The following is a 24,245-nucleotide window of genomic DNA, read 5'->3' on the forward strand; positions in this document are numbered from 1 at the left end:
CGGCGGCCGGGGGGCCCGGGCGGGTTCCCTGCCCTCCGGGCGGGGCGCGGGGGGGGCGGGGGGGGCCGCGCGGCCCCCCGCCGCGCAGCCCGGCGGCGGCGGTCCGCGCGGCCTCGCCGGACAGCAGTGCGGCGACCGCCGCCCGGACGTTCTCGACGGCCGCCGGGCCCGCGGTCAGGTCGGCTGCGGGCAGGACGGTCCCGGCCCCGGTGGCGGCCAGCCTGTCGGCGTTCAGCACCTGGTCGGGGTGCTGCGGGGCGATCGCCTGCGGGACGCCCAGCGCGGCGGCGGTGAGCATCGCGCCCGCGCCGCCCTGGTGGACGATCGCGTCGCAGGTCCCGAGGAACAGGTGCAGCGGGACCTGCTCGACCACGCGCACGCCGTCCGGGACGTCCCGCAGCAGGCGGCGGTCGGCCGCGCTGAGCGCCGCGACGACCTCCACGTCGAGGGAGGCCAGGGCGCGCAGGACGCTCGGCACCAGGAAGCCGTCCTCGCCGTGCAGCGTCGTCGTGGTGGTGCCCCACGTGACGCACACCCGGGGACGGTCGGCGGGGCCGCGCAGCCAGTCGGGCGCGACGCCGGGGCCGTTGTAGGGGACGTACCGGATCGGCAGCCGGTTCGGCATGCCCGGGACCTGCACCGATTCGGGGCAGGGGTCGAGGTGGCGCAGCGCGAAGTCCGCGCGCGGCTCCACCCCGTACCGGTCGTAGATCTCCAGCAGCCGCGGCGGCCACCCGGCCCGCGGGTCGCCGTCGACCGGCGCGCCGCTGCCGGGGTATCCGAGGTGCCGGGTGAGGTCGGGGCCGAACAGGTGGCGCAGCAGCGGGACGTCCAGCCGCCCGGCCACCACCGGCGCCATCGAGGCCAGCGGGTCGGCCACCACCAGGTCGGGCCGCCACGCCTCGGCGAAGGCGACCAGGTCGGCGGCCAGCGCCCCGGCGGCGCGGGCGAACTCGTCGAGCCGCGCCTCGTTGCGCCGGGCGGCCTCGGCGGCGGGCAGCGCCCCGAGCCGGACGCCGCGCGCGTTGGCGGCGACCGAGTCGAAGCCGCCGCCCGCCGGGACGGCGATCATGCCGGACCGGGCGACGGCGTCGAGGACGGGCGCCTCGCCCGCCACCCGCACCTCGTGCCCGGCGGCCCGGAACGCCCAAGCCGTCTGCACCTGGTGGAAGTAGTGGGTCGGTACCGATAACGGGATGAACAGCACCCGCATGGTTCTGCCTCCTTTCAGTACGGCCGTTCCGGCGGGTCCTCCACCAGCCGTTCGAGCCGCGCCGCGACCTGCGCGGGGGACGGCTGGGACCGGACGTCGTCGCGCAGGGCGGCGGCACGCGCGCGCGTCCCGTCCTCGAACAGCACGGCCGCCATCGCCGCCTTGACCTCCTCGGGCTCGGCGGTGCGGGGCGGCAGCGCGATGCCGACGCCCGCGCCGGCGATCTGCTCGGCGTTGAGCGCCTGGTCGGTGCTCTGCGCCGACACGACCTGCGGGACGCCGAGCGCGGCGGCGGTGAGCATGGCCCCGCCGCCGCCGTGGTGGAAGATCGCGTCGCAGGTCGGCAGCAGCAGGTGCAGCGGGAGCTGCTCTGCCACCCGCACGCTGGGCGGCGGCTCGCCGAGCCGCGCCCGGTCGGCGGCGCTGAGCGCGGCGACGACCTCCACGTCCAGCGCGGCCAGCGCGGCGAGGATGCCCGGCGCCTCGAAGCCGGCCTCGCCGCGCAGCGACGCGTTGACCGTCCCCCAGGTCAGGCACACTCGGGGGCGCCCGCGCGGGCGGCGCAGCCACGCGGGCTCCTCGCCGGGGCCGTTGTAGGGCACGTACTGCATCGGGAGTCGGTTCGGCACGCCGGGGAGCTGCAGCGCGCCGGGGCAGGAGTCGACGGTGCGGACGGCGAAGTCGGCGCGCGGCTCGACGCCGTGGGCGTCGAACAGCCGGACCAGCGGGGCGGGCCACGCCTCGCGGACGTCGCCGTCGACCGGGGCGCCGCCGCCGGGGAAGCCGAGCCGCCGCGTGAGGTCGGGCCCGAACAGGTTCCGCACCAGCGGGACGCCCAGCGGCTCGCTCACCAGCGGCGCGAAGGTCGCCATCGGGTCGGCCACCACCAGGTCGGGCCGCCACCGCCGGGCGAACCCGGCGAGGTCGCCGGTCAGCTCCGCGACGGCCCGGGCGTAGCGCTCCAGGCCCTCCCGGTTGCGCCGGCGGAACTCGCCGGGCGCCATCCGCTCCACCGGCTGGTCCCGGGTCACGGCGGACATCTCGGTGATCAGGTCGTAGTCGCCGCCCACCGGGACGGCGGTCAGGCCCGACCGCAGGACCGCGTCGGCGACCTGCGGCTGCCCGGTGGCGATCCGGACCTCGTGCCCGGCCGCCCGCAGCGCCCAGGCCAGCGGCACCTGGTGCAGGTAGTGGCTCGCCATCAGGAAGGGGACGAACAGGACGCGCATGGTCGCCTCCCGTCAGCCGGCGAGCTCGTCGAGGGACGCCGCGACCTCGGCGGGCGAGGGCTGCTCGTGGATCTCCGCGCGCAGCTTGTCCGCCGCCGCGCGCGGGCCGTCCGAGCCGAGCAGCGCGGACAGCGCGGACACGGCGTCGGCGGCGGCGCAGGTCTCCGGCAGCAGCGCCGCCGCGCCCGCGCCGGCGAGCGCGCGCGCCATCGGGTAGTCCTCCGGCTCGGGATGCAGCAGCTGCGGCACGCCCGCGTACAGCGAGGCCAGGACGGTGCCGGCGCCGCCGTGGTGCAGGATCGCGGAGCAGGTCGGCAGCAGCAGGTGCAGCGGCAGCTGCGCCACGACCCGCACTCCGGCGGGCGCCTCGCCGAGCAGCTCGCGGTCCCGTTCCCGCACGGTGACGACGACCTCGGCGTCCAACTCCGCGAGCGCGTCGAGCAGGTCCCGGTCGAGCAGGCCGCCGCCGTCCCGGACGCCGGTCACGACCGTGCCCATCGTCACCGCGATGCGCCGCCGGTCCGCCGGGCGGCGCAGCCACTCGGGGACGGTGCCGGCGCCGTTGTACGGCACCGCGCGCACCGGGATCCGGTCGGTCACCTCGGGCGCCTGGAGGCTGCCCGGAAACGGGTCCACGTGGTGCGCCGCGTAGCGGGCCCGCGGCTCGACGCCGTGCCGCTCGAACAGCTCCCGCAGGTGCGGCGGCCAGATCTCCGGCGGCACCCCGGCGCCGGGCGCGCCGAACCCCCACAGGTGGTGCAGCAGCGGCGCGCCCACCGGCTCGGACGCCAGCGGCGCCGCCAGCGCGAGCGGGTCGGACACCACCAGGTCGGGCCGCCACCAGGCGGCGAACGCGGCCAGGTCGTCCGCCACGTCCCGCGCGGTGTCGATGAGCACGCCGAACCGCTCGATGTTCACCCAGGTCAGGTCGTCCGCCGAGAGGCCGGTCTCCTCCCCGGCGTCGATGCCGCGCGGCATCCGGCCGATCCGCTCCTCGATCCGGCGCTGGGACGCGGTCGCGTTGGCGGCGAAGTCGTACCCGCCGCCGACCGGGACCGCGATCATGCCGGAGCCGGTGACGGCGCCCGTGGTGGCCGGCTGGACGGCGACCCGGACCTCGTGCCCGGCCGCGCGGAACGCCCAGGCGAGCGGGACCATGTGGAAGTAGTGGGTGGGGGCGAGCGGGGTGAACAGGACGCGCATGGTGTCTCTCGCTTCCGGTGGGGTCAGCAGATCGGTTCCCGCAGGGCCGCGACGACCTCGGCGGGCGAGGGCAGCGCGCGGATCTCGGCGCGCAGCCGGTCCGCGGCGGCGCGGGGCCCGTCCGCCGCCAGGACGGACGCGGCGGCGGCGGCGATGTCGTCGACTCCGGCGCGGTCCGCGCGCAGCGCGACGCCCGCCCCGGTGCCCGCCATCCGCTCCGCCTCGAAGGTGTTGTCGGGCACCTGGGTCACGGCGACCTGCGGGACCGCGTGCCAGGCGGCGGTCATCACGTTGCCCGCCCCGCCGTGGTGGACGATCGCGGCGCAGCCGGGCAGCAGCAGGTCGAGCGGCATGTCGGTGACCACGCGGGCGTTGCCCGGCAGGTCGCCGAGCCGGCCGCCCGCGCCGCTGCGCACCGCGATGAGGATCTCCACGTCGAACCCGTCCAGCGCGGAAAGGATGCGCTGGACGAGGGTCTGTGTCGAGCCCGGGACCGTCTTCTCGCTGAGCGTGCCGAGCGTCACGCACACCCGCCTCCGCTCGGGCGGCCTGGTCAGCCAGCCGGGCAGGACGCCGCTGTCGTTGTAGGGGACGTAGCGCATCGGGACGCGGCGCGGGATGCCGGGCACCTGCATGCTGTCCGGGCACGGGTCGACCGTCCGGGCCGTGTAGTCCTCGCGGATCTCGACCCCGAACCGGTCGAACAGTGAGCGCACCACGTCCGGCCATTCCGCCACGGGCATGTTGCGGCCCGGATAGGGGACCTGCGATCCGGTCCACGGCCCGTACAGGCAGCGGACGAGCGGCGCCCCGACGGTCTCGGCGACCAGCGGCGCGGTGAGCGCGGCGTGGTCGGCGACGACCAGGTCGGGCGTCCAGTGCCGGGCGAGGTCGAGCAGCTCGGCGGCCATGGCCTCGGCCGCCCGCACGTGCGGCAGGTACCGGGCCTCGTCCACCTCGCGCAGCACCTCGGGCGGCAGCGTCGCGGCCACCCGCCGGGCCTCCTCGATGCTCGCCGGAAGGCGGCCCAGGTGCCGGCGCACCACCTCCATCAGGTCGGTGGCGTGGCCGCCGAAGTCGTAGGAGCCGCCGACCTCGACGGCGACCATCCCCGACCGCGCCACCACCCCGGCGACGGACGGCTGGGCGGCCACCCGCACGTCGTGCCCGGCCGCGCGGAACGCCCACGCCAGCACCACCTGCGGGAAGTAGTGGGTGGCCCCGGCCAGCGGGACGAACAGGACGCGCATGGTGGACCTCTCAGGCCGGGGGACGGGTGGCGGCGAGGCCCTCGGCGGGCCCCGGAGGCGGCGGCGCGGCGGCGGCCCGCAGGAGGGTGCCGATGTGCCGGTCGATGACGGTGCGGTGGTAGCCGGGCCCGAAGCCCATGCGTCCCGCGGCGGGGACCAGCCGCAGCAGCTTGGCGGTGCTGACCGCCTGCACCGACGCCGCGTCCACCCAGCGCCGGCGGGCCGGGGCGGCCGCCTCGCGGTGCCGCAGGTGGTGCTCCAGGCGGTCGACGATGTCCTCGATGGCGGCGGCGTGCCCGGAGGCGACGTTGACGGTCTCCCCGGCGACGCCCGCGCGCAGCAGCGCGTCGATGATCGCCACGGCGTCGGCGATGTCGATGAGGTCGCGGCGGGAGCCGCGGTACACCGTGACCTCGCCCGCGCGGAGCGCGCCGAGCAGCCCGATCAGCAGCTGCCCGGTCTGGTGCGGGCCGACGGCGTGCGCCATCCGGAGGACGAGGTGCCGCACGCCCGACTCCCGCACCGCGTCCTCCAGCCCGAGCTTGTGCCGGCCGAACGGCTCGGGGGCGGGCGGCACGGCGTCCTCCCGCCCCGGTACGCCGTCGCCGCCGTAGAGGCTCGCCGAGGCGGTGGAGAGGAAGACCAGCGTCCGGCCGCGCCGCGCGCAGTCCGCCAGGGTCCGGTGCACCAGCCGGGCTTCGCGGCGGTACTCCGCCTCCGCCGCCGTCCTGGTCCGGGCCACGCCGGCGGCCAGCACGGTCACTCCGGGGTGCGCCGACGCGATCGGCTGCAGGTTCCGCGCGAAAAAGCCGCGCCCGATGATCTCCATGGGCCTGGGAGCTCGTTTCCGGTTCGGCGCTCTGGACGGGGCAGAGCCTGGCGAGCCGTACTGAAGGCCGCTTAAAGCGCCCCGCCGAACTGCGGCTTTAGGAGCGCGCAGCCGGCAGCAAACCGGCGCCGCTTACGGTTCCGGCACGCCGAACAAGCGGCGGCCGAAGACACTGGAGAGGTCCGGAGATGAGTGCGAGCGACAGTGCGCGGCGGGTCACCGAGTGCCGGGTGTGCGGAGGGTCCGACTGGCAGGAGGTCGTCTCCTTCGGCCCGGTGCCCCTGGCCAACGGCTACCTCGACCCGGCGGACTCCTACGACGGCGAGCCGCGGTTCCCGCTCGACGTGATCTCCTGCCGGTCGTGCCGGCTGATGACGCTGACGCACGTCGTGGACCCGGAGGTGCTGTACCGCGACTACTCCTACGTCACGTCCACGTCCGACACGATGGGGCGGCACATGCGGTTCGTCGCCGAGCTGTGCCGGGAGCGCTGGGAGATGCCCGCCGGCTCCTTCGTGGTGGAGGTCGGCAGCAACACCGGCGACCAGCTCATGATCTTCCAGGACGCCGGGATGCGGACGCTCGGCGTGGACCCGGCGCGCAGCCTCGCCGAGGTCGCCGCCGGGCGCGGCGTCGAGACGCTGCCGGAGTTCTTCTCCGCGGACACCGCCGCGGACATCGCCGACCGGTACGGCGAGGCGCGGCTGATCCTCGGCCGGCACGTGTTCGCGCACATCGACGACGTGGCGGGCATCGCGGCCGGGGTGCGGCGGCTGCTGGAGCCGGCGGGCGTGTTCGCCATCGAGGTGCCGTACGCGCTCGACATGCTGGAGCGCACCGAGTTCGACACCATCTACCACGAGCACCTCTCGTACTACGCGGTCGGGACGCTGGCGACGCTGTTCGAGCGGCACGGCCTGCGCGTGATCGACATCGAGCGGATCTCGGTGCACGGCGGCTCGATCCTGGTGTTCGCCGGCCACGCCGACGGCCCGTGGCAGCCGCGTCCCGCGGTCAAGGAGCTGATCGCGCTGGAGGAGCGGCAGGGGCTGCACGACGACGCCGCCTACCGCGCCTTCGCCGCCCGGACCGAGGGCGTTGTGGAGTCGCTGACCGCGCTGGTGCGGGGGCTGCGGCTCGGCGGCGGCCGGATCGCCGGGTACGGGGCGCCTGCCAAGGGCAACACGCTGCTCTCGGTCTGCGGGCTCGGCCCCGGCGACCTGGAGTACTGCATCGACACCACCGACCTGAAGCAGGGCAAGGTGCTGCCCGGCAGCCACATCCCGGTGCGTCCCCCGGAGTACGCCGAGGAGCACCCGCCGACCCACTTCCTCCTGCTGGCCTGGAACTACGCCGAGGAGATCCTCCGCAAGGAGCGGGCCTTCCTGGAGAAGGGCGGCAAGTTCATCGTGATGCACCCGGTGCCGTCGATCGTCTCCGCGGACTCGCTGCCCGCGGCCGCCCGCACGTGAGCCGCGCCCTGCCGGGGGAGGCGCTGGCGGGACGGACGGTCGTGGTGACCGGCGGCGGTACCGGCATCGGCCGGGCCGCCGCCCGGATGTTCGCCGCCGAGGGCGCCGACGTCCTGGTGGTGGGCCGCACCGAGGCGCGGTTGAAGGAGACCGCCGCCGGCCGGACGGGCATCCGGGTGCTGGCCGCCGACGTCGCCGCGCCGGACGCGCCCGCCGAGATCGTCGCGGCGGCGGTGCGCGACTCCGGCCGCCTCGACGTGCTGGTGAACAACGCGGCGATCACCCGGCCCGCCCCACTGGGGGAGATCGACCGCGGCCTGGCCGAGGCGCAGCTCGCCACCAACCTGCTCGGCCCGCTGATGCTGACGCAGCGGGCCGTCCCGCACATGCCGCGCGGCGGAGCGGTCGTCAACGTCACGTCCAACCCGCCGATGCGCGGCTGGCCGGCCAACTCCGTCTACGGCGCGACTAAGGTCGCGCTGGACTTCCTCACCCACACCTGGGCGCGCGAACTCGCCGCCGCGGGGATCCGGGTGGCGTCGGTGGCGCCGGGCCCGACGGACACGCCCGTCCTGCTGCACGCGGGCTTCTCCGAGGAGCAGATCGAGCGGCGGCGGAGCGGCAACACCATCCCGCTCGGGCGGCTCGGCACCCCGGAGGAGATCGCCTGGTGGATCGTCAACGCCGCCCGCCCGGAGGCCGCCTTCCTCACCGGGGCCGTGATCCGGGTGGACGGCGGCACGAGCATCTGCTGACCCGCCGCGTACGACGAAAGTCCCGCCGGGCCCCACTTTCGGTGCTGCGCGCGCCCCTCCTTGGCGGCTTCCCCGGGCCCGGCCGCGCGGGTGGACTTGAGGCGGCGGACCGGAGGCCACCCAGAAGGAGCGATCCCCCGTGCCAAGCAGGAGACCGGGAACGATCGGCTCGGCGCTGGCGGTGCTGGCCGCCGTCGTGGCGGCGGCCGTCGCACTGGACACGCTGCCCGAGGCGGACAGGCCCTCGACGAAGACCGTCGCCCCCGAGTCCGTCGCCACGGCCGGCGCTTACGTCGCGCTGGGCGACTCCTACTCGGCGGGGGTCGGCCTCGCGATCGCCGAGGCGGACGCGGTGCCCGACGACGGGTGCCACCGCAGCAGCGCGGCGTTCTACCACACGGTGGCGAAGTCGTTCCGGTTCCCCGGCGGCACGTCGCTGTGGGCCTGCTCCGGCGCGACCGTCCCCGACCTGCTCCACGGCAAGGACGGCCGGCCGCCCCAGGTCGGCCGTGTCGGCGCCGGGACGAGCCTCGTGACGGTCAGCGTCGGCGGCAACGACGTGGGCTTCACCAAGGTCCTGACGCGCTGCATGGTCGAACCCCTGATGGGCGGCTGCCGGCATCAGGGCGGGCAGATCGCCGACCGGCTCGCCACGCTGCGCCGGACGCTGCCGACGCTGCTGTCCGCCGTCACCGCGCGGGCGCCCTCCGCCCGCGTGCTGGTGGTCGGCTACCCGCGGATGTTCGCCCCGTCCCCGAAGGACGACGTGGCGACGATGGGCCGCGACGACCAGCGGTGGCTGAACGAGCGCGGCGGCGAGCTGGACGCCGTGCTGCGGCGGAGCGCCGCCGACGCCGACCGCGCCCTGCGGGCGGCCGGGCGGAAGGGGAGCGTCGAGTACGTGGACGCCTTCGACGCGTTCGCCGGCCACGAACTCGGCACGCCCCGCCCCTACGTCAACGGGTTGAAGTTCAAGCTGCTGGACATGGCCGCCGAGCTGCGCAGCTTCCATCCGAACGCGGCCGGCTACCGGCGCCTGGCCGACCTGGTGATCCGGCAGGTCCGGACCGGCCCCGGCAGGCCGTTCAAGCGCGCCCGCTGACCGGCCGGGCCGGTCGGCCGGGCCGGCCGGGCGTCACCGCAGGCCGAGGTCGTCCCAGAGCAGCCGCTCGACGTCGGTCGGGGCGTCGCCGCACGCCCGCTCGGGGTGCCAGCCAGGCGGCCCGAACGGCTCGGGCGGCCCGCCGGGACGCCGCGGGGAGGGGATCGGGTAGCCCATCGCCATGCCGCAGCAGTAGCCGATCTCGAGCATGGCGGCGGCGAGCACGGACCTCATCCGGGGCCGGGTGCGTCGTCGTTCGCGGGACACCTGCCGGTCTCCTCTCGGGCGGAACGGATCCCCTATTGCGCACCGCCGCGCTGAATTCTCGCCAAAGCCGTGCCAATCGGGGTCCGGGATACGGGTCCGGCTAGGGGGGACCGCGCCGCGATAGGGGCCGGGTTACGGGTTTTTGGCGGGGCCCCGCTCATTCACCATTGAGATCTGGACCCGCCGTCTTGTCGAGGAAGGAAACTGAGATGCCCGAGCAGGAGAACGCCATGGACGTGGTGCTGATCGGCGGCCCGGCCGACATTCCGGCCGACGCCCGGATCCGCCGGGCCGCGCCTCGCGACCGCAAGATCAAGATCATGCGGCGCGGCGGCTACGAGCATTTCGAGCTGGTGGAGCAGGCCGCCGCCGGGCCGGACCCGAAACCGGCGGTCTTCCATTGGACGATGCGTACAAAAATCGCCGAGTAGGGCTAGGGGCGGGCGGCCCGCCGAATAGGGGAGAGCTAGGGGTATTTGCCGTGGCCGACCGATTCCTATGCTCGGTCGAGAAAGGCCGATGGGCACGATGAAAGGGCTCCCGATGTCTGCAGCCGAGACCGTGGACGACCGCTGGATACGGCGGTTCCACCCGTGCTCGGACAGCGGCGCCCGGCTGGTGTGCTTTCCGCACGCGGGCGGGTCCGCGTCGTACTACTACCCCTTCTCGCAAACCCTGGCGCCCGGGATCGAGGTGCTGACGGTGCAGTACCCCGGGCGGCAGGACCGCCGGCACGAGCCGCCGCTGACCGACGTCCGGCGGATCGCCGCCGGCGCCGCCGCGGCGCTGGAGCCGTGGCTCGGCGGCGGCTCCACCGGCCCGGTCGCGTTCTTCGGCCACAGCATGGGCGCCGTCGTCGCCTACGAGACGGCGCTGCTGCTGCGGGACCGGACGGGCTGGGAGCCGGCGCGGCTGTTCGCGTCGGGGCGGCGCGCGCCGTCCCGTCCCCGCGGCGGCGACGTGCACACCCGCGACGACGCCGGGCTCGTCGCCGAGCTGCGCCGGGTCGGCGGCACCGACGAGCGGTTCCTGGGCGACCGGGAGCTGCTGGCCGCGATCCTGCCGGTGACGCGGGCCGACTACCGGGCGATCGAGACCTACGCCTGGTCGCCGGTCCCGCCGCTCGGCTGCCCGGTCACCGCGCTGACCGGGGACGCCGACCCGCAGACCACCGCCGAGGAGGCGGCGGCCTGGCGGGAGCACACCACCGGCCCGTTCGAGCTGCGGGTCTTCCCCGGCGGCCACTTCTATCTGGATGCCCAGCGCGCCGCCGTCGTCGGCGCCGTCCGCGCCGTCCTGCCGGACGGGCGGCCGACCCGGTCTGTGGAGGAGAACGCTTCATGAGGTACGAACTGCTCGGCCCGCTGCGCGTCGTGGACGCCGACGGCGCCGTGTCCGCGATCAGCGCCCGCAAGATCGAGGCGGTGCTGGCCGCCCTGCTCATCCGGTCCGACCAGATCGTCGGGCTGGACCAGCTGATCGGCGAGATCTGGGGGGACCGGCCGCCGCGCCGGGCGACCGCGGGCCTGCACGTCTACATCTCCCAGATCCGCAAGTTCCTGCACCGCGCGGACCGCGAGGGGAGCCCGGTGGTGACCCATCCGCCGGGGTACGTGCTGCGCGTCGGCTCCGACGAGCTCGACTTCCACGCGTTCCTGCGGCTGATGAACCAGGGCCGCTCGCACGCCCGCGACCGGCGGCACCCGCAGGCGGCGGAGTGCTTCGAGCAGGCGCTCGGGCTGTGGCGTGGACCGGTCCTCGGCGGGCTGCTCAGCGGCCCCATCGTGGACGGCTTCGTGACGTGGATGAGCGACGCCCGCATGGAGTGCCTGGAGATGCTGAACGACGCCCAGCTCGAACTCGGGCGGCACCGGGAGCTGGTCGGCCGGCTCTACTCGCTGATCACCGAGCACCCGCTGCGGGAGGCGTTCTACCGGCAGCTCATGCTCGCGCTCTACCGCTCGGAGTGCCAGGCCGAGGCCCTCAAGGTCTTCCAGGTCGCCCGGCGGACGCTGAACGAGGAGCTGGGGCTGGAGCCGTGCCGCGCCCTGCAGGACCTGCAGCGCGCCATCCTCACCGCCGACGACCAGCTGGAACTGTACGCGGCCGCGGTCTGACCCGGCCCGCCGCGCCCCGACGAAGTGGGAGATCATGACTGAGAGCCTCGTCTCCGAGCCCCCGGCCCCGGCCGAGCCGCCCGCCTTCCCCGAGGCGCGGGGCTGCCCGATGGACCCGCCCGACCGGTACGCCGAGTACCGGGCGCGGGAGCCGGTCAAGAAGATCACGCTGCCCACCGGGCGGACCGCCTGGCTCGTCCAGGGGCACGAGCACGTCCGGCGGATCCTCAACGACCCGCGGGTCAGCGTGGACCGGCTCACCGACGGCTACCCGCACCTGGTCGAGATGAACCCGCAGGCGCTGGCCCTGCTCGGGAAGATCAACAACTCGCTGATCGGGCTGGACCCGCCGCGGCACACCCTGCACCGGCGCATGATGATCAACGAGTTCACGGTCCGCCGGTTCCGCTCGATGCGGCCGGTCGTGCAGCGGATCGTGGACGAGCGGATCGACCGGATGCTGGCGCAGGGCCCGCCGGTGGACCTCGTCCAGGCGCTGTCGCTGCCGGTGCCGTCCCTGATGATCTGCGGGCTGCTCGGCGTCCCCTACGAGGACCACGACTTCTTCGAGGGCAAGACCCACGTCATCCTGGACCGCACGTTCACCACCGAGCAGCGCATCGCCGCGTTCCTCGAACTCATGGGGTACATGGACGAGCTGGTCACGTCCAAGGAGCGGGACCCGGGCGACGACCTGATCGGCCGGCTGGTGGTGAAGTACCGCGACCAGGACGCCTACGACCACGAGCACATGCTCGGCCTGGCCATGCTGATGCTGATGGCCGGGCACGAGACCAGCGCGAGCATGATCTCGCTGGGCACGCTCGCCCTGCTCCAGCACCCCGACCAGCTCGCGCTGCTCAAGCGCGACCCGGGCGTGACGCCCCGGGCCGTGGAGGAGCTGCTGCGGTACTGGAGCATCGCCGACATCGCCAGCGGGTCGCGGGTCGCCACCGCCGACATCGAGATCGCGGGCCAGGTCATCCGCGCCGGCGACGGCGTGGTGGCGCTGCTCAGCGGCGCCAACCGCGACCCGGAGGTGTTCCCGGACCCGGCCGAGCTCTCGCTGGAGCGCGGCGCCCGGCACCACGTCGCGTTCGGCTTCGGCATCCACCAGTGCCTCGGCCAGAACCTCGTGCGGCTGGAGCTGGAGATCGTGTTCAACACGCTGTTCGCCCGCATCCCGGACCTGCGCCTCGCGAAGCCGCTGGAGGAGCTGGAGTTCAAGGACGACGCCAGCATCTACGGCGTCCACGAGCTGCCGGTCGCCTGGTAGCGGAGGGGGCCGTCATGAGGATCGACATCGACCGGGACAAGTGCATCGGGTCGGGCATGTGCGTGCTCACCGAGGACACCGTGTTCGACCAGAGCGACGAGGACGGCCGCGTCCTGCTGCTGAACGAGCGGCCGGGGGACGACCTGGCCGACGAGGTGCGGTACGCCGTCAAGTGGTGCCCCGGACGCGCGCTCACGCTCATCGAAGACTGAACGGGAACACGAAGGAGGGCGGCCCCGCCGTGGGGCCGCCCTCCTTCGTGTCCGAGAACCGCTCGTGTTCGGGGTTCAGTTGCCGGGGAGCGCGCCGCGCAGCCGGGCGGCCCGCCACAGCAGGTCGAACACGGCCCGCTGCGGGAGCCCGGCCCCGCTCATCCGGACCAGCTCCCGCAGGCACCACAGCTGGGTCTCGACGGTGTGCGCGGGCGAGCCGTGCACGTCGTCGTGCACGAGCATGCGCAGGTCGCGGACGCGGGAGGGCAGCCGCGCCGCCTCGGCGGGCGGGATGATCTCGTCCCGTGAACTGGCCACGTACCGGACGGGGACGGCCAGTTCGGCCAGCTCCGCGTCGCTCAGCGCGAACGCGGCCAGCTCGCCGCCGAGTTCGTCGGCCGACACGTCCGCCATATGGGCGAGGGTGTCCATTGTGATGCGCGGGACGCGGGGCCGCCAGGCCGCGTCGGTGAAGAACTCCCGCACCGGTGCGCCCGTCGTGATGACGCCCCTGATCCGCGAGTCGTCCAGCGCCGCGCGCAGCGCCATGTGCCCGCTGAAGCTCAGCGTCATCGCGTAGGCGCGGGACGCGTCGGCGCGGCCGGCCACCGCGTCCAGCACCGCGGACAGCATCCGCGGGCTCTTGGCGTCGTACCGCAGCGTGTTCTCGCCGGTGCCGGGCATCTCGGTGACGATGCCCGCCATGCCGAGCCGCCCGACGCGGGCGAGCACGGGCGCCCACTGCTCCTTCACGGTGACGATCCCGCCCATGATGAGCAGCACGGGACGCGGCCGGTCGGCGGACAGCCCGGCGGTCCAGCAGCGCACCAGGCCGCCGGCGGTCTCGACGTCGAGCCGCTCCACCCCGGCGGGCGTGGCCTGCTCGAACGCGGCCGTGCAGCGCTCCAGCGCCCGCTGCCGGGCGGGCCCGTCCACGTAGGGGAAGCGGGCCATGGCGTAGGCGCGGCACGCGTCCATCGCGCGCCCTTCGGCGCCCAGCCGCTCGGCCGCCGCCGACCATTCGCCGACCCAGGAGCCGGGGGCGTCCCCGTCGTCGGTCTCGATGCGCGCCAGCACCTCCCGGTAGCCGGGGAGATTCCCGCTGCGCGCGTGGACGACCGCGAACCGCTTCAGTTCCGCGACGTCGTTCATGGGGCCACCGCCTCCAGTCCGTCCTTGATCTCGGCGAGCACGTCGGCGGCCTCCGCGCCGTCGACCACCCGGTGGTCGAAGGTGAGGCTCAGCCGCATCACCGGGGCGACGGCGACCGCCCCGTCCCGGACCACCGGACGGTCCGCCACCCGCCCGACGCCCAGCGTCACGGCGGTGCCGCCGTAGGAGTGGAAGGCGTCCACGGGCCGGTGCCCCAGCGAGGTGACCGCGACGGTGCCGAACACCGCCGGGCGGCGGCCGAGCGGCCCGGTCACCGCGCGGTACAGCAGCGACCCGGCGGGCCACGGCAGCCGGTGCAGCAGCCGCGCGCCCGCGAACTCGGGCGCGGTGCGGGGGGCGGCGTCCCGGAACCGGTCGATCTCGTCCTGGATCCGGTCGAGGCCGGCGGTGTCGAGGTCGGGCAGCAGCGCGGCGAGCACGACCCGGTGGCCGTTCAGCGTCCGGTCGAGGGTCAGCTTCCCGGTCACCGACGGGTAGCGCGCGACGCGCGGCCAGGGCCCGCCGCCGATCGCGGCGTTGGCCTCCGGGTGGTTCGCCAGGACGCGGCCCGCCGTCCGCAGCACGTACGCGACCAGCGAGTACTTGCGGGCGGTCTCGCGGTGCCGCAGCACGCCGCCCATGTCCACCTCGGTGTCGAGGTACACCGGCGCGGCCGGGCGGACGGCGCGCAGGAAGTGCAGGGTGTGCCGCCGCTCGCGGGCCACGGGCGCGGTGGTCATGTGCCGACCGCCAGCGCGTACACGTCCCGCAGGCTGGTCGCCTCCAGCATCTCGGGCAGCGGCACCCGCCGCCCGGTCCGCCGCTCCACGGCGGCGAGCAGCGCCAGCATGTGCAGCGAGTCCCACCCGGCCAGCTCGTCGAAGTGCCGCCCGGCCTCCTCCGCCGTGACGGGCAGGCCGAGTTCCTCCTCCACGAGGAGCATGAAGTCGTCGATGGTGTTCAACGTGGGTCCCCCTCCAGGTCCGCTTCCAGGTCCGCGGTCAGCTCCAGATGCCCCGGCACGCCGACGATCTCGGCGAGGTCGTGCCGGAAGGTCCGCGGCCACGGCCCGTTCCCGGCCGGCGCGAAGCCGTACCGCGGGTACAGGTCGGCGACCTTGGCGTTCCGGGGGCTCTCCCGGTACCCGGCGAGGACCGCGCGGGCGCCGGTCGCGCGCGCGTGCCGCAGCACCGCCGCCAGGCACGCCTGTTCGAGGCCGCGGGCGAACACCCGGCAGCTCAGCAGGAAGTTGTCGATGTGCAGCTCGTCGCCGTCCCGGCGCAGGAACAACGCGCCGACCAGGCCGTTCTCGCCGAACCGGTCGCCGCTGCGCAGGGTGAGGACGAGCGCGTCCGGGTCGTCGGCGAACGCCCGCACCTCGGGCCGCTGCAGCCGCCGGGTCGTGAGGTTGAACTGGTTGGTGCGCAGGGTCAGCTGCGCGACGCGGGCGGCGTCCTCGTCCCGCATCCGCTCCAGCCGCGCCCGCACCCCGAGTTCGCGCAGGTAGTCCTCGATGGAGTCGAAGGTGTCGAGGAAGTCCTTGCGGTCGAGCTCCGCGCGGTACCGGGCCGCGCGGGCGCGGTCCTCGGCGGTCAGCTCCAGGACGTCGAACCAGCCGTCGTACAGCAGCCGCTCCAGGTGCAGCGCGGGCTCGCCGTCGATGTCGACGACGGCGGTGCCGGGCAGCGAGTGCCGGACGAGCCCGCGCTCGTAGGGGCTGTCGTCCACGAAGACGAAGGAGTCGGCGCCGACGTTGAGCGCGGCGGCCAGCTCGGTGAGCGCCTCGGGCTTGGGCCGCCAGCTCGCCGCGACGCGGACGAAGTCGTCCTCCCGCAGCGTCATCCCCGGGTGGTCGCGGAGCATCGCGCGGACCGGTTCCGGGTCGTTCTTGCTGACCGCCGCGAGGAGCGGGCCCTGCGAGCCGAGCTGCTTGACCACCCGCTGGAAAGCGGTGAACGCCTCGCCGCGGTAGCCCTCGGAGACCGCCAGGCCCTCCGGGCCGTCCTCGCCGAGGACGCCGCCCCACAGGGTGTCGTCGAGGTCCAGGGCGAGGCACTTCTTCGTCCGGCCGGCCAGATGCCGGGCCAGGTGCCCGAGCTCGCGGGCGTACCTGCCGAGCAGCTCGGCCGACAGGTGCGCCTTGGCGTACAGGCTCAGCCGGACGTCGTCGGCGGGATGCCCCTCGGCCACGAGCGGGTCGAGGTCCACGACGGCGACGGACGGGTGCTCCTCGGCCAGCCGCAGCAGCCCGATGTTGAACTCGCGCCAGCGCACGCCGAGCCCGGCCCGGGAGGCGTGGTCGACCAGCTGGGCCCGGTAGCGCTGCGGCAGCGGGACGGTGTTGAACACCAGCGTCCCCCGGCCGGTCTCCTGGTAGCGGGCGGCGAGGCGGCGCAGTTCGGCGAGCCGACCGGCGGCCGCCTCGGCGACGTCCTCGACGCGCCACGGGACGGGCAGCCGGCCGAAGACGAGGTCGGCGTCCAGCACGCACACCACCATGTCCGGGTCGGCGGCGTACAGCTCGCTCTCCGGGTCGCCGAGCGCGAACACGTGCCCGTCGTACTCGGTCACATGGGGGCGCATCAGCAGGCCGTGCCTCGCGAGCTGCCCGGTCAGCGCCGGGACGAGCGCGGCGAGCGTGCCGTGCCCGGTGACCGCGACGGTGACGGCCCGCACCCCCGGGTGGGCGCGCGCCACCGCGGCGGGGTCGAGCCGGGCGAGCAACCGCCCCGCCGAGGCAAGCTCCTCGTCGGACAGGCCGTCCAGCAGCCGGACGGCCGCCGGGAAGCGGTCCGCGAGCTGCCCGTCGCGGTGCAGGCGCAGCAGCTCCGCGTGCGCCGGCGGGGCACCGTCCAGCCGGCCTTCTCCGGTCATCCGGCCTTCTCCAGGGCGAAGCCCGCCTTGATCCACTTGCTCGACTCCACCGCGACGCCGACGACGCGGTCGCCCTCCGCGAGCTGCGGCAGGACCCGTTCGAGCTGGAAGAACGGCAGCGCGTTGCCGGTGTTGCCGGTCTCGGCGACGCAGTTCACCTGGCCCGCGCCGGGCAGGTCCAGCGCCGCCGCGATCCGCTCGGTCATCCGGCCGGAGAGCTGCGGCGGCAGCAGCCGGTCCACGTCGGTCTCCGCCCAGCCGAGCTCCTCCAGGATCTCTTCGAGGATCTCCACGGCCATCTTCGGCACGGACTCCTCGATCGCCTTGTAGTCCTCGCTGAGCGGCTGCCGGCCGGAGTCCCGGTCGCCGCGCCCGAACCACTCCACGATCTGGCCGGGCTCCCGGTTGAGGCCGGTCAGCCGGACCATCGTGTGGCGCAGCACGGCCGAGCCGGGGCCGGGTTCGGTGGACAGCACCGCCGCGCCCGCCCCGTCGCCGAACAGCACGCCGTTGACCTGCTCGGCGTGCGGCAGCGCGGCCGCGTCCACGGTGAGGTCCATGTGCTTGGCGCAGGTGTCGGCGCCGAGCACCAGCGCGGTGCGGTACGCGCCGGTGCCGAGCAGCCGCCGGGCCAGCTCCAGCGCCTGGACGGCGCCGCTGCACCCGGACTGCAGCTGGTAGGTGGGGATCTGGTCGATGCCGAGCCGGTCGGCGACGACGTTGACGGTGCCCGGCATCAGCCGGTCCGGCGACGACGTGCCGAGCACCATCAGGTCGATCTGCGACGGCCGCGTCCGCGCCGCCGACAGCGCCCGCAGCGCCGCCGTCTCGCCGAGGTCGGCGAGGGTGTGCCGGATCTCGCCGGTGTCGAGGTCGAGGGCGAAGTGACGGGTGCGGATGCCGATGAAGGAGTCGATCCACTGCTCCCAGACCGGCGGCATGCCGAACCGGCGGGTGAGGGCGGCGTTGTCGACCGGCGGGCCGGGGAGCGCCGTGCCTACCCCGAGCAGGTGGACGTCGGGACCGTTCGTCATGCCCCCATCGTCGGACGCGGGGCTAAAGACGCCCTTGCGCGCCGGCGGGGACGGGGTCGCCGAACCAGGCGGCGAGGGCGTCGCGGAGCCCGGCCGCGCCGCCGTCCCCGGCCGCCCACGCGACCCTCCCGTCCGGGCGCAGCAGCAGCGCCGTCGCGTCGATCTCGGCGGACGGCGCGGCGCGGACGACGTCGACCCGGCCGGCCCAGCCCGCGGCCTCCTCGGCGGGCGCGTCACCGTCGCCGAGGACCAGCAGCACCCCGCGCGCGGCGTGCAGCGTCCCGGCGAGGCCGATCCCGCCGGACGCGGTGGTGAGCGGCACGTCGGGCAGCCGGCCGCCGACGAGCGGGTGGTCCGGCCCGAACGCGTAGCGGACGTCGCGGGCCGCCGCCATGTCCACCAGGAACTCGTTGACCTGCGGCAGCTCGACGAGTTCGGCGAACAGCTCGCGCAGCGGCGCGATCCGGTCCATCGGGTGCATGAGCGCCGACTGCGCCAGCGTCGTGCGGCGCGCGCGGGCCGCCACCGGGTGCCGTTCGGCCTCGTAGGTGTCCAGGAGCCCGGCCGGGGCGTCGCCGCGCAGCGCGGCGGCCAGCTTCCAGGCCAGGTTGACGGCGTCCTCGATGCCGGTGCTGAGCGCCTGCCCGCCGAGCGGGAAGATCACGTGCGCGGCGTCCCCGGCGAGCAGCACCCGCCCGTCCCGGTAGCGCTCGGCCTGGCGGGTGCGGTGCCCCCAGCGGGCGAGCCAGTGCGGTTCGGGGAGGTCGAGGTCCCGGCCGGTGAGCCGCCGGGCGGCGTCCCGCAGCTCGGCGACGCCGGCGGGGGCGGCCGCGTCCGCCGGCTCGACGCCGAACTCGCCGGTGGAGACGCGCAGCACGCCGGGGGCGGACGGCGCGACGGTGAACATGCCGCGGTCGAGCTGGTGCGCGCCGAACCAGGCGGACAGCGCGTCGGTGGCGGGCAGGTCCCCGGTGATGCCGTGGAACGGCAGGTCCTCGCCGGGGAAGCCGATCCCGGCGAGCGACCGGACGGTGCTGTCGGCGCCGTCGCAGCCGACGAGGTAGGCGGCGCGGACCGGCTCGTCCTCGGCGCCGCCGGACGTCCGCACCCGCACGGTCACCCCGGTGCCGTCCTGGCTCAGGCCGACGACCTCCGTCCCGCGCCGGACCTCGATGCCGAGTTCGGCCGCGCGCTCCTCCAGCCTGCGTTCGAGCCTCGCCTGCGGGACGATGAAGTTGTTCTCGCGGCGCCCGGTCAGCCGGGCGGGGTCCAGCGGGATGTGCGCGAAGTGGGCGGCGGGCCACGACAGGCCGTGGGGGCGCAGCCCGTCCATGAGGCCGCGCTGGTGGAGCAGTTCCACGACGGTCGCGTTGATGGCCATGCCCAGCGCGTCCCGCCGCGGTTCGGGGGACCGCTCCAGCACGACCACCTCCACCCCGGCGACGCTGAGCTCGCAGGCCAGCATCAGGCCGACGGGCCCGGCTCCGGCGACGGCGACTGCAGGACTCATGGCGGTGTTCCTTCCGTTGTCAGTGCTCTTCGGCGGCGACCGGGCCGGCGGCGCCGAGCTGCGCGCTCAGCCGCCGCGCGAGGGCCGCCGGGGTCGGGTCGTCGTACACCTGGACCGGCGGGAGGCTCAGCCCGGCCGCGCTCAGCCGGTTGCTCAGCTCCAGCGCGGTGAACGAGGAGAAGCCGAGGTCCAGCAGGTTGCCGTCGGCCTCGATCTCGGCGGCGGACGGCAGGCCGAGCACGGCGGCGGCGTGCCCGCGCAGCAGCTCGGTGAGGATCTCCCGGCGCTCGGCGTCCGGTGCCGCGGCCAGCCGTCCGGCCAGTTCGGCGTCGGGCGTCACGGCGGTGGCGTCGGCGACGCGCCGCGCCTCCGGGACGTCGCGGACCAGCGGCGCGGGCCGCTCGGCGGTGAGCGCGGGGAGCAGGAGCGGCCAGTCGAGGTCGGCGACCAGCACGGTGGCGTCGGCGGACGCGGCGTCCTCCAGCACGGTCATCGCCTGGTCGGGGACGACGGGGGTCAGCCCGCGGGCGCGCAGGACGTCGGCGGCGGGATGGCCGTCCCAGGGCCCCCACGCGACGGCGAGGGCGGGCGCGGACCGGGCGCGGCGGCGCCGCGCCAGCGCCTCCGCGAACGCCTGGCCGGGGGCGGCGCCGCCGAGGCCGGGACCGCCGAGGACGGCGTCGGCGGAGCAGAGGACCACGAACGCGTCCACGTCGCCGGCCAGTTCGTCGAGGTTGGCCGCCGCCCGCACCGCCGGGTCGTCCATGCCCCGGCCGGCGGCCTCCGCCGCGACGTGCACGACGGCGGTCACCGGATGCTCGGCGAGCAGCGCGGCGAGCGCGTCGCGGTCCGCGGGGTCGCAGTCCACGGCCGTGCCGGGGCCGTCCGGGTCGGCGCCGCCGGTCACCAGGACGCGTTCGGCGCCGTGTCCGGCCAGCCAGCGCACCGCCGCCGCGCCGAGCGCGGTGCCGCCCCCGGTCACGAGCACGGTGCCGGTGGGACGCCAGCCGCCTTCGCCGTGCCCGAGCCGGGTGCGCAGCAGCCTGCGGCCGAACACGCGGTCGTCCCTTATGGCGACTTGGTCTTCGCCGGACGCGCCCGCCAGCACGGCGGCCAGCCGCCGCCGTGCGGCGGGGCCGGGCTCGGCGGGCAGGTCGACCAGACCGCCCCAGTGGCGTGGCCATTCCGCAGCCAGGACGGAGCCCAGGCCCCACAGCGCTGCCTGGTCGGGCGCGGTGAGCGGGTCGTCGTCGCCGACGGAGACCGCGCCGCGCGTCAGCACCCAGAGCGGCCCGCCCAGCCCGGCCGGTTCCAGCGCCGCCGCGAGCCGCGCCGCGAGGTCCAGGTCGGGCGGGCAGAGGATCCCGGGCCCGGAGGCCCCCGTGGTCCCGGCCGCGCGGCGCAGCCGTCCGGCCAGTTCGTCCGCGTCGGCTCCGGCGGGCAGCGGCACGGCGGTCACCTCGGCGCCGTGCTCGGCCAGTGCTTCGGCCGCCGCCGCGACGAGCGGGTCGGCCGCGCCGTCGCCCGCGTTCTCGGGGACGACGGCGAGCCACGCGGCCGTCCGGGCCGGGGCCGGGACGTCGGGCAGCGGGGTCCAGCCGATCCGGTAGCCCCAGTCGCGCCGCCTGCGGAACGCCGACAGCGCGGGGAGCAGCGACTCCAGGGCGCCCCGCTGCCCGCCGGACAGCTGGAGCCGGTCCGCGAGCCCGCCCAGGTCGCCCTTCTCGACCGCGTCCCAGAAGCCGTGCTCGTCACCGGGCCGCGCCGGGGCGGCCGGGTCGAGCCGGTACCGCCGCTGCTGGAAGGCGTAGGTCGGCAGCGCGATGCGGCGGGGCGGCTCACCGGGGAACCACGCCGACCAGTCCACCGGATGCCCGGACACGTGCAGGTGGGCGAGGGCGGTGAGCGCGGTCCGCGGCTCGGGCCTGCGCGCCCGCAGCACCGGTGCGAGCGCCGCGGGCGGCGCGTCCAGGCACTCCTGGACCATCGCGGTGAGCACGGCGTCCGGCCCCACCTCCAGGTAGCGCGTGACGCGCCGGTCGTGGAGCGTGCGGACGCCGTCGGCGAAGCGCACCGTCCGCCGGATGTGGTCGGCCCAGTAGGCGGGGGAGCAGAGCTGCTCGTCGGTGGCGATGTCGCCGGTCACGTTGGACACGACCGGGATCGCGGGCGGGCTCATCGGGATCTCCCCGGCGGCCTTCCGGAACTCCGCGAGGATCCCGTCCATGTGCGGGGAGTGGAAGGCGTGGCCGACGCGGAGCCTGCGGGTGCGGCGGCCTTCGGCCTTCCACTGCGCGGCCAGTTCCAGCACCGCGCGCTCGTCCCCAGAGACGACGGTCGCGGCGGGGCCGTTCACCGCGGCGATCGCGACCTCGTCCTCCCGCCCGGCGATGGCGGCCGCGACGGCGTCGGCGGGCGCGCGCACCGCCACCATGGCGCCGGCGGCCCGCGCCGAGCCCATGAGGCGGCCGCGCAGCGCGACCAGGCGGCAGGCGTCGGCGAGCGTGAACACCCCGGCGGCGTGCGCGGCGGCCAGCTCGCCGATCGAATGCCCGGCCAGGTAGTCGGGGCGGACGCCCCACGACTCCAGCAGCCGGAACACGGCGGTCTCCACCGCGAACAGCGCGGCCTGGGTGTACTCGGTGCGGTGCAGCGCGTCGTCGTCTGAGCCGCCGTCGGAGTCGCCGAAGACCACGTCCTTGAGCGGCCGGTCGAGGTGCGCGTCGAAGTGCTCGCAGGCCGCGTCGAAGGCACGGGCGAAGGCCGGGGCGGTCTCGTACAGCTCGCGCCCCATGCCGGGACGCTGGCTGCCCTGCCCGGTGAACAGGAAGGCCAGCTTGCCGCCCGGCACGGCCCGTCCCTGGACGAGCAGCGGATGCGGTTCACCGCGTCCGAGGGCGCCGAGCCCGTCGCGGAAGTCGTCGGCGCGGTCGGCGATGAGGACCGCGCGGTGCTCGAACGGCGTGCGCGTCGCCGCGAGGGCGTGCCCGACGTCCCGGACGGGCGCGTCCGGGAGCTGCGCCGCGAGCCGGGACGCCTGGTCGCGCAGTGCCTGCCCGGTCTTGGCCGAGACGAGCCAGGGGAGCACGCCCGGCATCGGGGCGTCGCTGACGTCGGCGTCCGCTGCTTCGGCTTCTCGCTCCTCGTCCTCGGGAGGGGCTTCGAGGATGATGTGGGCGTTCGTGCCGCTGATGCCGAAGGACGACACTCCGGCGCGGCGGGGCCGTCCGGTGTCGGGCCAGGGGGCGGCCTCGGTGAGGAGGGAGACCGCGCCCGCCGTCCAGTCGACGTGTGGGGACGGCTCGTCCACGTGGAGGGTCTTGGGAAGGACGCCTTCCCGCATGGCCATGACCATCTTGATGATCCCGGCGACTCCGGCGGCGGCCTGCGTGTGCCCGATGTTGGACTTGATGGAGCCGAGCCGCAGGGGCCGGTCGTCCGGCCGGTCCTGCCCGTAGGCGGCGAGGAGGGCCTGGGCTTCGATCGGGTCGCCGAGCGTGGTGCCGGTGCCGTGGGCTTCGACGGCGTCCACGTCGGCGGGCCCCAGCCCGGCGTCGGCGAGCGCCGCCCGGATCAGCCGCTCCTGGGACGGCCCGTTCGGTGCGGTCAGCCCGTTGCTGGCGCCGTCCTGGTTGACGGCGCTGCCGCGGATCACCGCGAGGATCGGATGGCCGCCCGCCTGGGCGTCCGAGAGCCGCTGCAGCACGACGATCCCCGCGCCTTCGGACCAGCCCGCGCCGTCGGCGGCGGCGGAGAAGGACTTGCAGCGGCCGTCCGGCGACAGCCCGCGCTGCCGGCTGAACTCGATGAAGACCGTGGGGGTGGCCATGACGGTGACGCCGCCCGCGAGCGCGAGGTCGCATTCGCCGTTCTGGAGCGCCTGCGCGGCGAGATGCAGGGCGACCAGCGAGGACGAGCAGGCCGTGTCGACCGTGACCGCCGGGCCCTCGAACCCGAACGTGTAGGCCACCCGGCCGGACGCGACGCTGCCCGCGCTGCCGTTGCCGAGCAGGCCCTCGAACCCGTCGGGGACGTGGTGCAGGAGCCGCGCCGCGTAGTCCCCGTACATGACGCCCGCGAAGACGCCCGTCCGGGAGCCGCGCAGCGACGCCGGGTCGATCCCGGCCCGCTCGACGGCCTCCCACGCTGTCTCCAGGAGCAACCGCTGCTGCGGGTCGATCGCGAGGGCCTCGCGGGGGCTGATGCCGAAGAACGCGGGGTCGAAGTGGTCGGCGTCGTACAGGAACCCGCCCTCGCGCGCGTACGTCGTGCCGGGATGGTCGGGGTCCGGGTCGTACAGCGCCGGCAGGTCCCAGCCCCGGTCGGCGGGCAGGCCCGAGACCGCGTCGGTCTCCTCGGCGACCAGCCGCCACAGCTGCTCGGGCGACCGGACGCCGCCGGGGTAGCGGCAGCTCATCGCCACGATCGCGACCGGCTCGCGGCGGCCCGCCTCGGCGTCCCGCAGCCGCTCGCGGGTCCGGTGCAGGTCGGCGGTCACCCAGCGCAGGTAGTCGAGGAGTCGCTCTTGGCTCGGCATCCGGCATCAGCCCCAGAACTGGTGGTGTGGTCGGCCCGGCCGGTCAGGACCGGCCGAGTTCCCGGTCGATGAATTCCAAGATCTCGTCGGCGGAGGCCGCCTGGATGCGGTCCGCGACCGCGGCGGGCTCGGCCCGTTCCGTGCCGCCCCACTTGGCCGCGAGGGCGTGGAGCCGGGCCGGCACCGCGGGGTCGGCGCCGCCCGCGCGGTCGG

General features: G+C 75.6%; 21 protein-coding genes. 8 read left to right on the plus strand and 13 right to left on the minus strand.

Annotated features, from left to right (window positions below):
- From AB0K34_RS37975 to AB0K34_RS37995, 5 genes are all read right to left on the minus strand, one after another.
- The coding region (locus AB0K34_RS37975) for a nucleotide disphospho-sugar-binding domain-containing protein (RefSeq protein ID WP_364553596.1) at window positions 1-1,213 on the minus strand (1,213 nt) is incomplete at its 3' end.
- 14 nt (window positions 1,214-1,227) lie between these two features.
- A complete protein-coding gene (locus AB0K34_RS37980) occupies window positions 1,228-2,442 on the minus strand; it encodes a nucleotide disphospho-sugar-binding domain-containing protein (protein WP_301175120.1) in 1,215 nt (404 codons plus the stop codon).
- Window positions 2,443-2,454: 12 nt separating this feature from the next.
- On the minus strand, window positions 2,455-3,645 hold the full coding sequence (locus AB0K34_RS37985) for a nucleotide disphospho-sugar-binding domain-containing protein (RefSeq protein ID WP_301175121.1): 1,191 nt from the start codon (window positions 3,643-3,645) through the stop codon (window positions 2,455-2,457).
- A 23-nt stretch (window positions 3,646-3,668) separates the two neighbouring features.
- Complete coding sequence (locus AB0K34_RS37990; protein WP_301175122.1) at window positions 3,669-4,895, minus strand: nucleotide disphospho-sugar-binding domain-containing protein; 1,227 nt, start codon at window positions 4,893-4,895, stop codon at window positions 3,669-3,671.
- Between the two features lie 10 nt (window positions 4,896-4,905).
- Window positions 4,906-5,724: an NAD-dependent epimerase/dehydratase family protein gene (locus AB0K34_RS37995; protein ID WP_301175123.1), complete on the minus strand. Its 819-nt coding sequence runs from the start codon at window positions 5,722-5,724 to the stop codon at window positions 4,906-4,908.
- A gap of 188 nt (window positions 5,725-5,912) precedes the next feature.
- Here AB0K34_RS37995 and AB0K34_RS38000 point away from each other — a divergent pair, with 188 nt between their 5' ends.
- The 3 genes from AB0K34_RS38000 to AB0K34_RS38010 all read left to right on the plus strand — a co-directional run bounded on the left by AB0K34_RS38000 (window position 5,913) and on the right by AB0K34_RS38010 (window position 9,053).
- Complete coding sequence (locus tag AB0K34_RS38000; RefSeq protein WP_301175124.1) at window positions 5,913-7,196, plus strand: class I SAM-dependent methyltransferase; 1,284 nt, start codon at window positions 5,913-5,915, stop codon at window positions 7,194-7,196.
- Window positions 7,193-7,951 carry an SDR family oxidoreductase gene (locus AB0K34_RS38005; RefSeq protein WP_301175125.1) on the plus strand — a complete coding sequence of 253 codons (759 nt, stop codon included), beginning with the start codon at window positions 7,193-7,195 and terminating at the stop codon, window positions 7,949-7,951. The genes AB0K34_RS38000 and AB0K34_RS38005 overlap by 4 nt, the downstream gene beginning before the upstream one ends.
- 139 nt (window positions 7,952-8,090) lie before the next feature.
- Window positions 8,091-9,053 (plus strand): SGNH/GDSL hydrolase family protein, encoded by a 963-nt coding sequence (locus tag AB0K34_RS38010; RefSeq protein WP_301175126.1) that lies wholly within the window; start codon window positions 8,091-8,093, stop codon window positions 9,051-9,053.
- A gap of 33 nt (window positions 9,054-9,086) precedes the next feature.
- Here the strand turns inward: AB0K34_RS38010 and AB0K34_RS38015 are convergent, their stop codons facing one another.
- Window positions 9,087-9,287, minus strand: a complete 201-nt coding sequence (locus tag AB0K34_RS38015; protein ID WP_138634231.1) for a DUF6059 family protein — start codon at window positions 9,285-9,287, stop codon at window positions 9,087-9,089.
- Between the two features lie 242 nt (window positions 9,288-9,529).
- Between AB0K34_RS38015 and AB0K34_RS38020 the strand changes: the two genes are divergently transcribed.
- The 5 genes from AB0K34_RS38020 (at window position 9,530) to AB0K34_RS38040 (ending at window position 12,925) form a co-directional block, all read left to right on the plus strand.
- Window positions 9,530-9,751, plus strand: coding sequence for a DUF5988 family protein (locus AB0K34_RS38020; protein ID WP_138634234.1), 222 nt, complete (start codon window positions 9,530-9,532; stop codon window positions 9,749-9,751).
- Between the two features lie 112 nt (window positions 9,752-9,863).
- Window positions 9,864-10,664, plus strand: a complete 801-nt coding sequence (locus AB0K34_RS38025; protein ID WP_301175128.1) for an alpha/beta fold hydrolase — start codon at window positions 9,864-9,866, stop codon at window positions 10,662-10,664.
- On the plus strand, window positions 10,661-11,437 hold the full coding sequence (locus tag AB0K34_RS38030) for an AfsR/SARP family transcriptional regulator (protein ID WP_138634240.1): 777 nt from the start codon (window positions 10,661-10,663) through the stop codon (window positions 11,435-11,437). Before AB0K34_RS38025 ends, AB0K34_RS38030 begins: the two co-directional genes overlap by 4 nt.
- A gap of 34 nt (window positions 11,438-11,471) precedes the next feature.
- Window positions 11,472-12,713: a cytochrome P450 gene (locus AB0K34_RS38035; protein WP_138634243.1), complete on the plus strand. Its 1,242-nt coding sequence runs from the start codon at window positions 11,472-11,474 to the stop codon at window positions 12,711-12,713.
- A gap of 14 nt (window positions 12,714-12,727) precedes the next feature.
- The gene (locus AB0K34_RS38040) at window positions 12,728-12,925 is read left to right on the plus strand and encodes a ferredoxin (protein WP_301175129.1); all 198 of its coding nucleotides are present in this window, start codon (window positions 12,728-12,730) and stop codon (window positions 12,923-12,925) included.
- Between the two features lie 75 nt (window positions 12,926-13,000).
- Here the strand turns inward: AB0K34_RS38040 and AB0K34_RS38045 are convergent, their stop codons facing one another.
- Genes AB0K34_RS38045 through AB0K34_RS38075 form a run of 7 tightly spaced genes read right to left on the minus strand, consistent with a single transcriptional unit; the run spans window position 13,001 to window position 24,032 of the window.
- Complete coding sequence (locus AB0K34_RS38045; RefSeq protein ID WP_301175130.1) at window positions 13,001-14,077, minus strand: alpha/beta hydrolase; 1,077 nt, start codon at window positions 14,075-14,077, stop codon at window positions 13,001-13,003.
- Window positions 14,074-14,817 carry a 2-oxo acid dehydrogenase subunit E2 gene (locus tag AB0K34_RS38050; RefSeq protein WP_301175131.1) on the minus strand — a complete coding sequence of 248 codons (744 nt, stop codon included), beginning with the start codon at window positions 14,815-14,817 and terminating at the stop codon, window positions 14,074-14,076. The genes AB0K34_RS38045 and AB0K34_RS38050 overlap by 4 nt, the downstream gene beginning before the upstream one ends.
- Entirely contained in the window at window positions 14,814-15,041 is a 228-nt protein-coding gene (locus tag AB0K34_RS38055; protein WP_138634256.1) for an acyl carrier protein, read from the minus strand. Before AB0K34_RS38055 ends, AB0K34_RS38050 begins: the two co-directional genes overlap by 4 nt.
- Window positions 15,038-16,951 (minus strand): HAD family hydrolase, encoded by a 1,914-nt coding sequence (locus tag AB0K34_RS38060; RefSeq protein WP_301175132.1) that lies wholly within the window; start codon window positions 16,949-16,951, stop codon window positions 15,038-15,040. The genes AB0K34_RS38055 and AB0K34_RS38060 overlap by 4 nt, the downstream gene beginning before the upstream one ends.
- The gene (locus AB0K34_RS38065; protein WP_138634262.1) at window positions 16,948-17,985 is read right to left on the minus strand and encodes a 3-oxoacyl-ACP synthase III family protein; all 1,038 of its coding nucleotides are present in this window, start codon (window positions 17,983-17,985) and stop codon (window positions 16,948-16,950) included. The genes AB0K34_RS38060 and AB0K34_RS38065 overlap by 4 nt, the downstream gene beginning before the upstream one ends.
- A 22-nt stretch (window positions 17,986-18,007) precedes the next feature.
- Window positions 18,008-19,495 (minus strand): FAD-dependent oxidoreductase, encoded by a 1,488-nt coding sequence (locus tag AB0K34_RS38070; protein WP_301175133.1) that lies wholly within the window; start codon window positions 19,493-19,495, stop codon window positions 18,008-18,010.
- 19 nt (window positions 19,496-19,514) lie between these two features.
- Window positions 19,515-24,032 (minus strand): type I polyketide synthase, encoded by a 4,518-nt coding sequence (locus tag AB0K34_RS38075; protein ID WP_364553602.1) that lies wholly within the window; start codon window positions 24,030-24,032, stop codon window positions 19,515-19,517.
- Between the last annotated feature and the right edge of the window lie 213 nt (window positions 24,033-24,245).

The sequence above is a fragment of the Actinomadura sp. NPDC049382 genome (assembly GCF_040677125.1).
Classification (GTDB): domain Bacteria; phylum Actinomycetota; class Actinomycetes; order Streptosporangiales; family Streptosporangiaceae; genus Spirillospora; species Spirillospora geliboluensis.

What these genes read in the sequence shown, in the direction of transcription:
- AB0K34_RS38025 (WP_301175128.1), top strand. Translation starts at nt 9,864, where the DNA reads ATGTCTGCAGCCGAGACCGTGGACGACCGCTGGATACGGCGGTTCCAC.
- AB0K34_RS38000 (WP_301175124.1), top strand. Translation starts at nt 5,913, where the DNA reads ATGAGTGCGAGCGACAGTGCGCGGCGGGTCACCGAGTGCCGGGTGTGC.
- AB0K34_RS38060 (WP_301175132.1), bottom strand. Translation starts at nt 16,951, where the DNA reads ATGACCGGAGAAGGCCGGCTGGACGGTGCCCCGCCGGCGCACGCGGAG.
- AB0K34_RS38040 (WP_301175129.1), top strand. Translation starts at nt 12,728, where the DNA reads ATGAGGATCGACATCGACCGGGACAAGTGCATCGGGTCGGGCATGTGC.
- AB0K34_RS38035 (WP_138634243.1), top strand. Translation starts at nt 11,472, where the DNA reads ATGACTGAGAGCCTCGTCTCCGAGCCCCCGGCCCCGGCCGAGCCGCCC.
- AB0K34_RS38015 (WP_138634231.1), bottom strand. Translation starts at nt 9,287, where the DNA reads ATGAGGTCCGTGCTCGCCGCCGCCATGCTCGAGATCGGCTACTGCTGC.
- AB0K34_RS38030 (WP_138634240.1), top strand. Translation starts at nt 10,661, where the DNA reads ATGAGGTACGAACTGCTCGGCCCGCTGCGCGTCGTGGACGCCGACGGC.
- AB0K34_RS38075 (WP_364553602.1), bottom strand. Translation starts at nt 24,032, where the DNA reads ATGCCGAGCCAAGAGCGACTCCTCGACTACCTGCGCTGGGTGACCGCC.
- AB0K34_RS38045 (WP_301175130.1), bottom strand. Translation starts at nt 14,077, where the DNA reads ATGAACGACGTCGCGGAACTGAAGCGGTTCGCGGTCGTCCACGCGCGC.
- AB0K34_RS37995 (WP_301175123.1), bottom strand. Translation starts at nt 5,724, where the DNA reads ATGGAGATCATCGGGCGCGGCTTTTTCGCGCGGAACCTGCAGCCGATC.
- AB0K34_RS37990 (WP_301175122.1), bottom strand. Translation starts at nt 4,895, where the DNA reads ATGCGCGTCCTGTTCGTCCCGCTGGCCGGGGCCACCCACTACTTCCCG.
- AB0K34_RS37980 (WP_301175120.1), bottom strand. Translation starts at nt 2,442, where the DNA reads ATGCGCGTCCTGTTCGTCCCCTTCCTGATGGCGAGCCACTACCTGCAC.
- AB0K34_RS38050 (WP_301175131.1), bottom strand. Translation starts at nt 14,817, where the DNA reads ATGACCACCGCGCCCGTGGCCCGCGAGCGGCGGCACACCCTGCACTTC.
- AB0K34_RS38070 (WP_301175133.1), bottom strand. Translation starts at nt 19,495, where the DNA reads ATGAGTCCTGCAGTCGCCGTCGCCGGAGCCGGGCCCGTCGGCCTGATG.
- AB0K34_RS37985 (WP_301175121.1), bottom strand. Translation starts at nt 3,645, where the DNA reads ATGCGCGTCCTGTTCACCCCGCTCGCCCCCACCCACTACTTCCACATG.
- AB0K34_RS38065 (WP_138634262.1), bottom strand. Translation starts at nt 17,985, where the DNA reads ATGACGAACGGTCCCGACGTCCACCTGCTCGGGGTAGGCACGGCGCTC.
- AB0K34_RS38020 (WP_138634234.1), top strand. Translation starts at nt 9,530, where the DNA reads ATGCCCGAGCAGGAGAACGCCATGGACGTGGTGCTGATCGGCGGCCCG.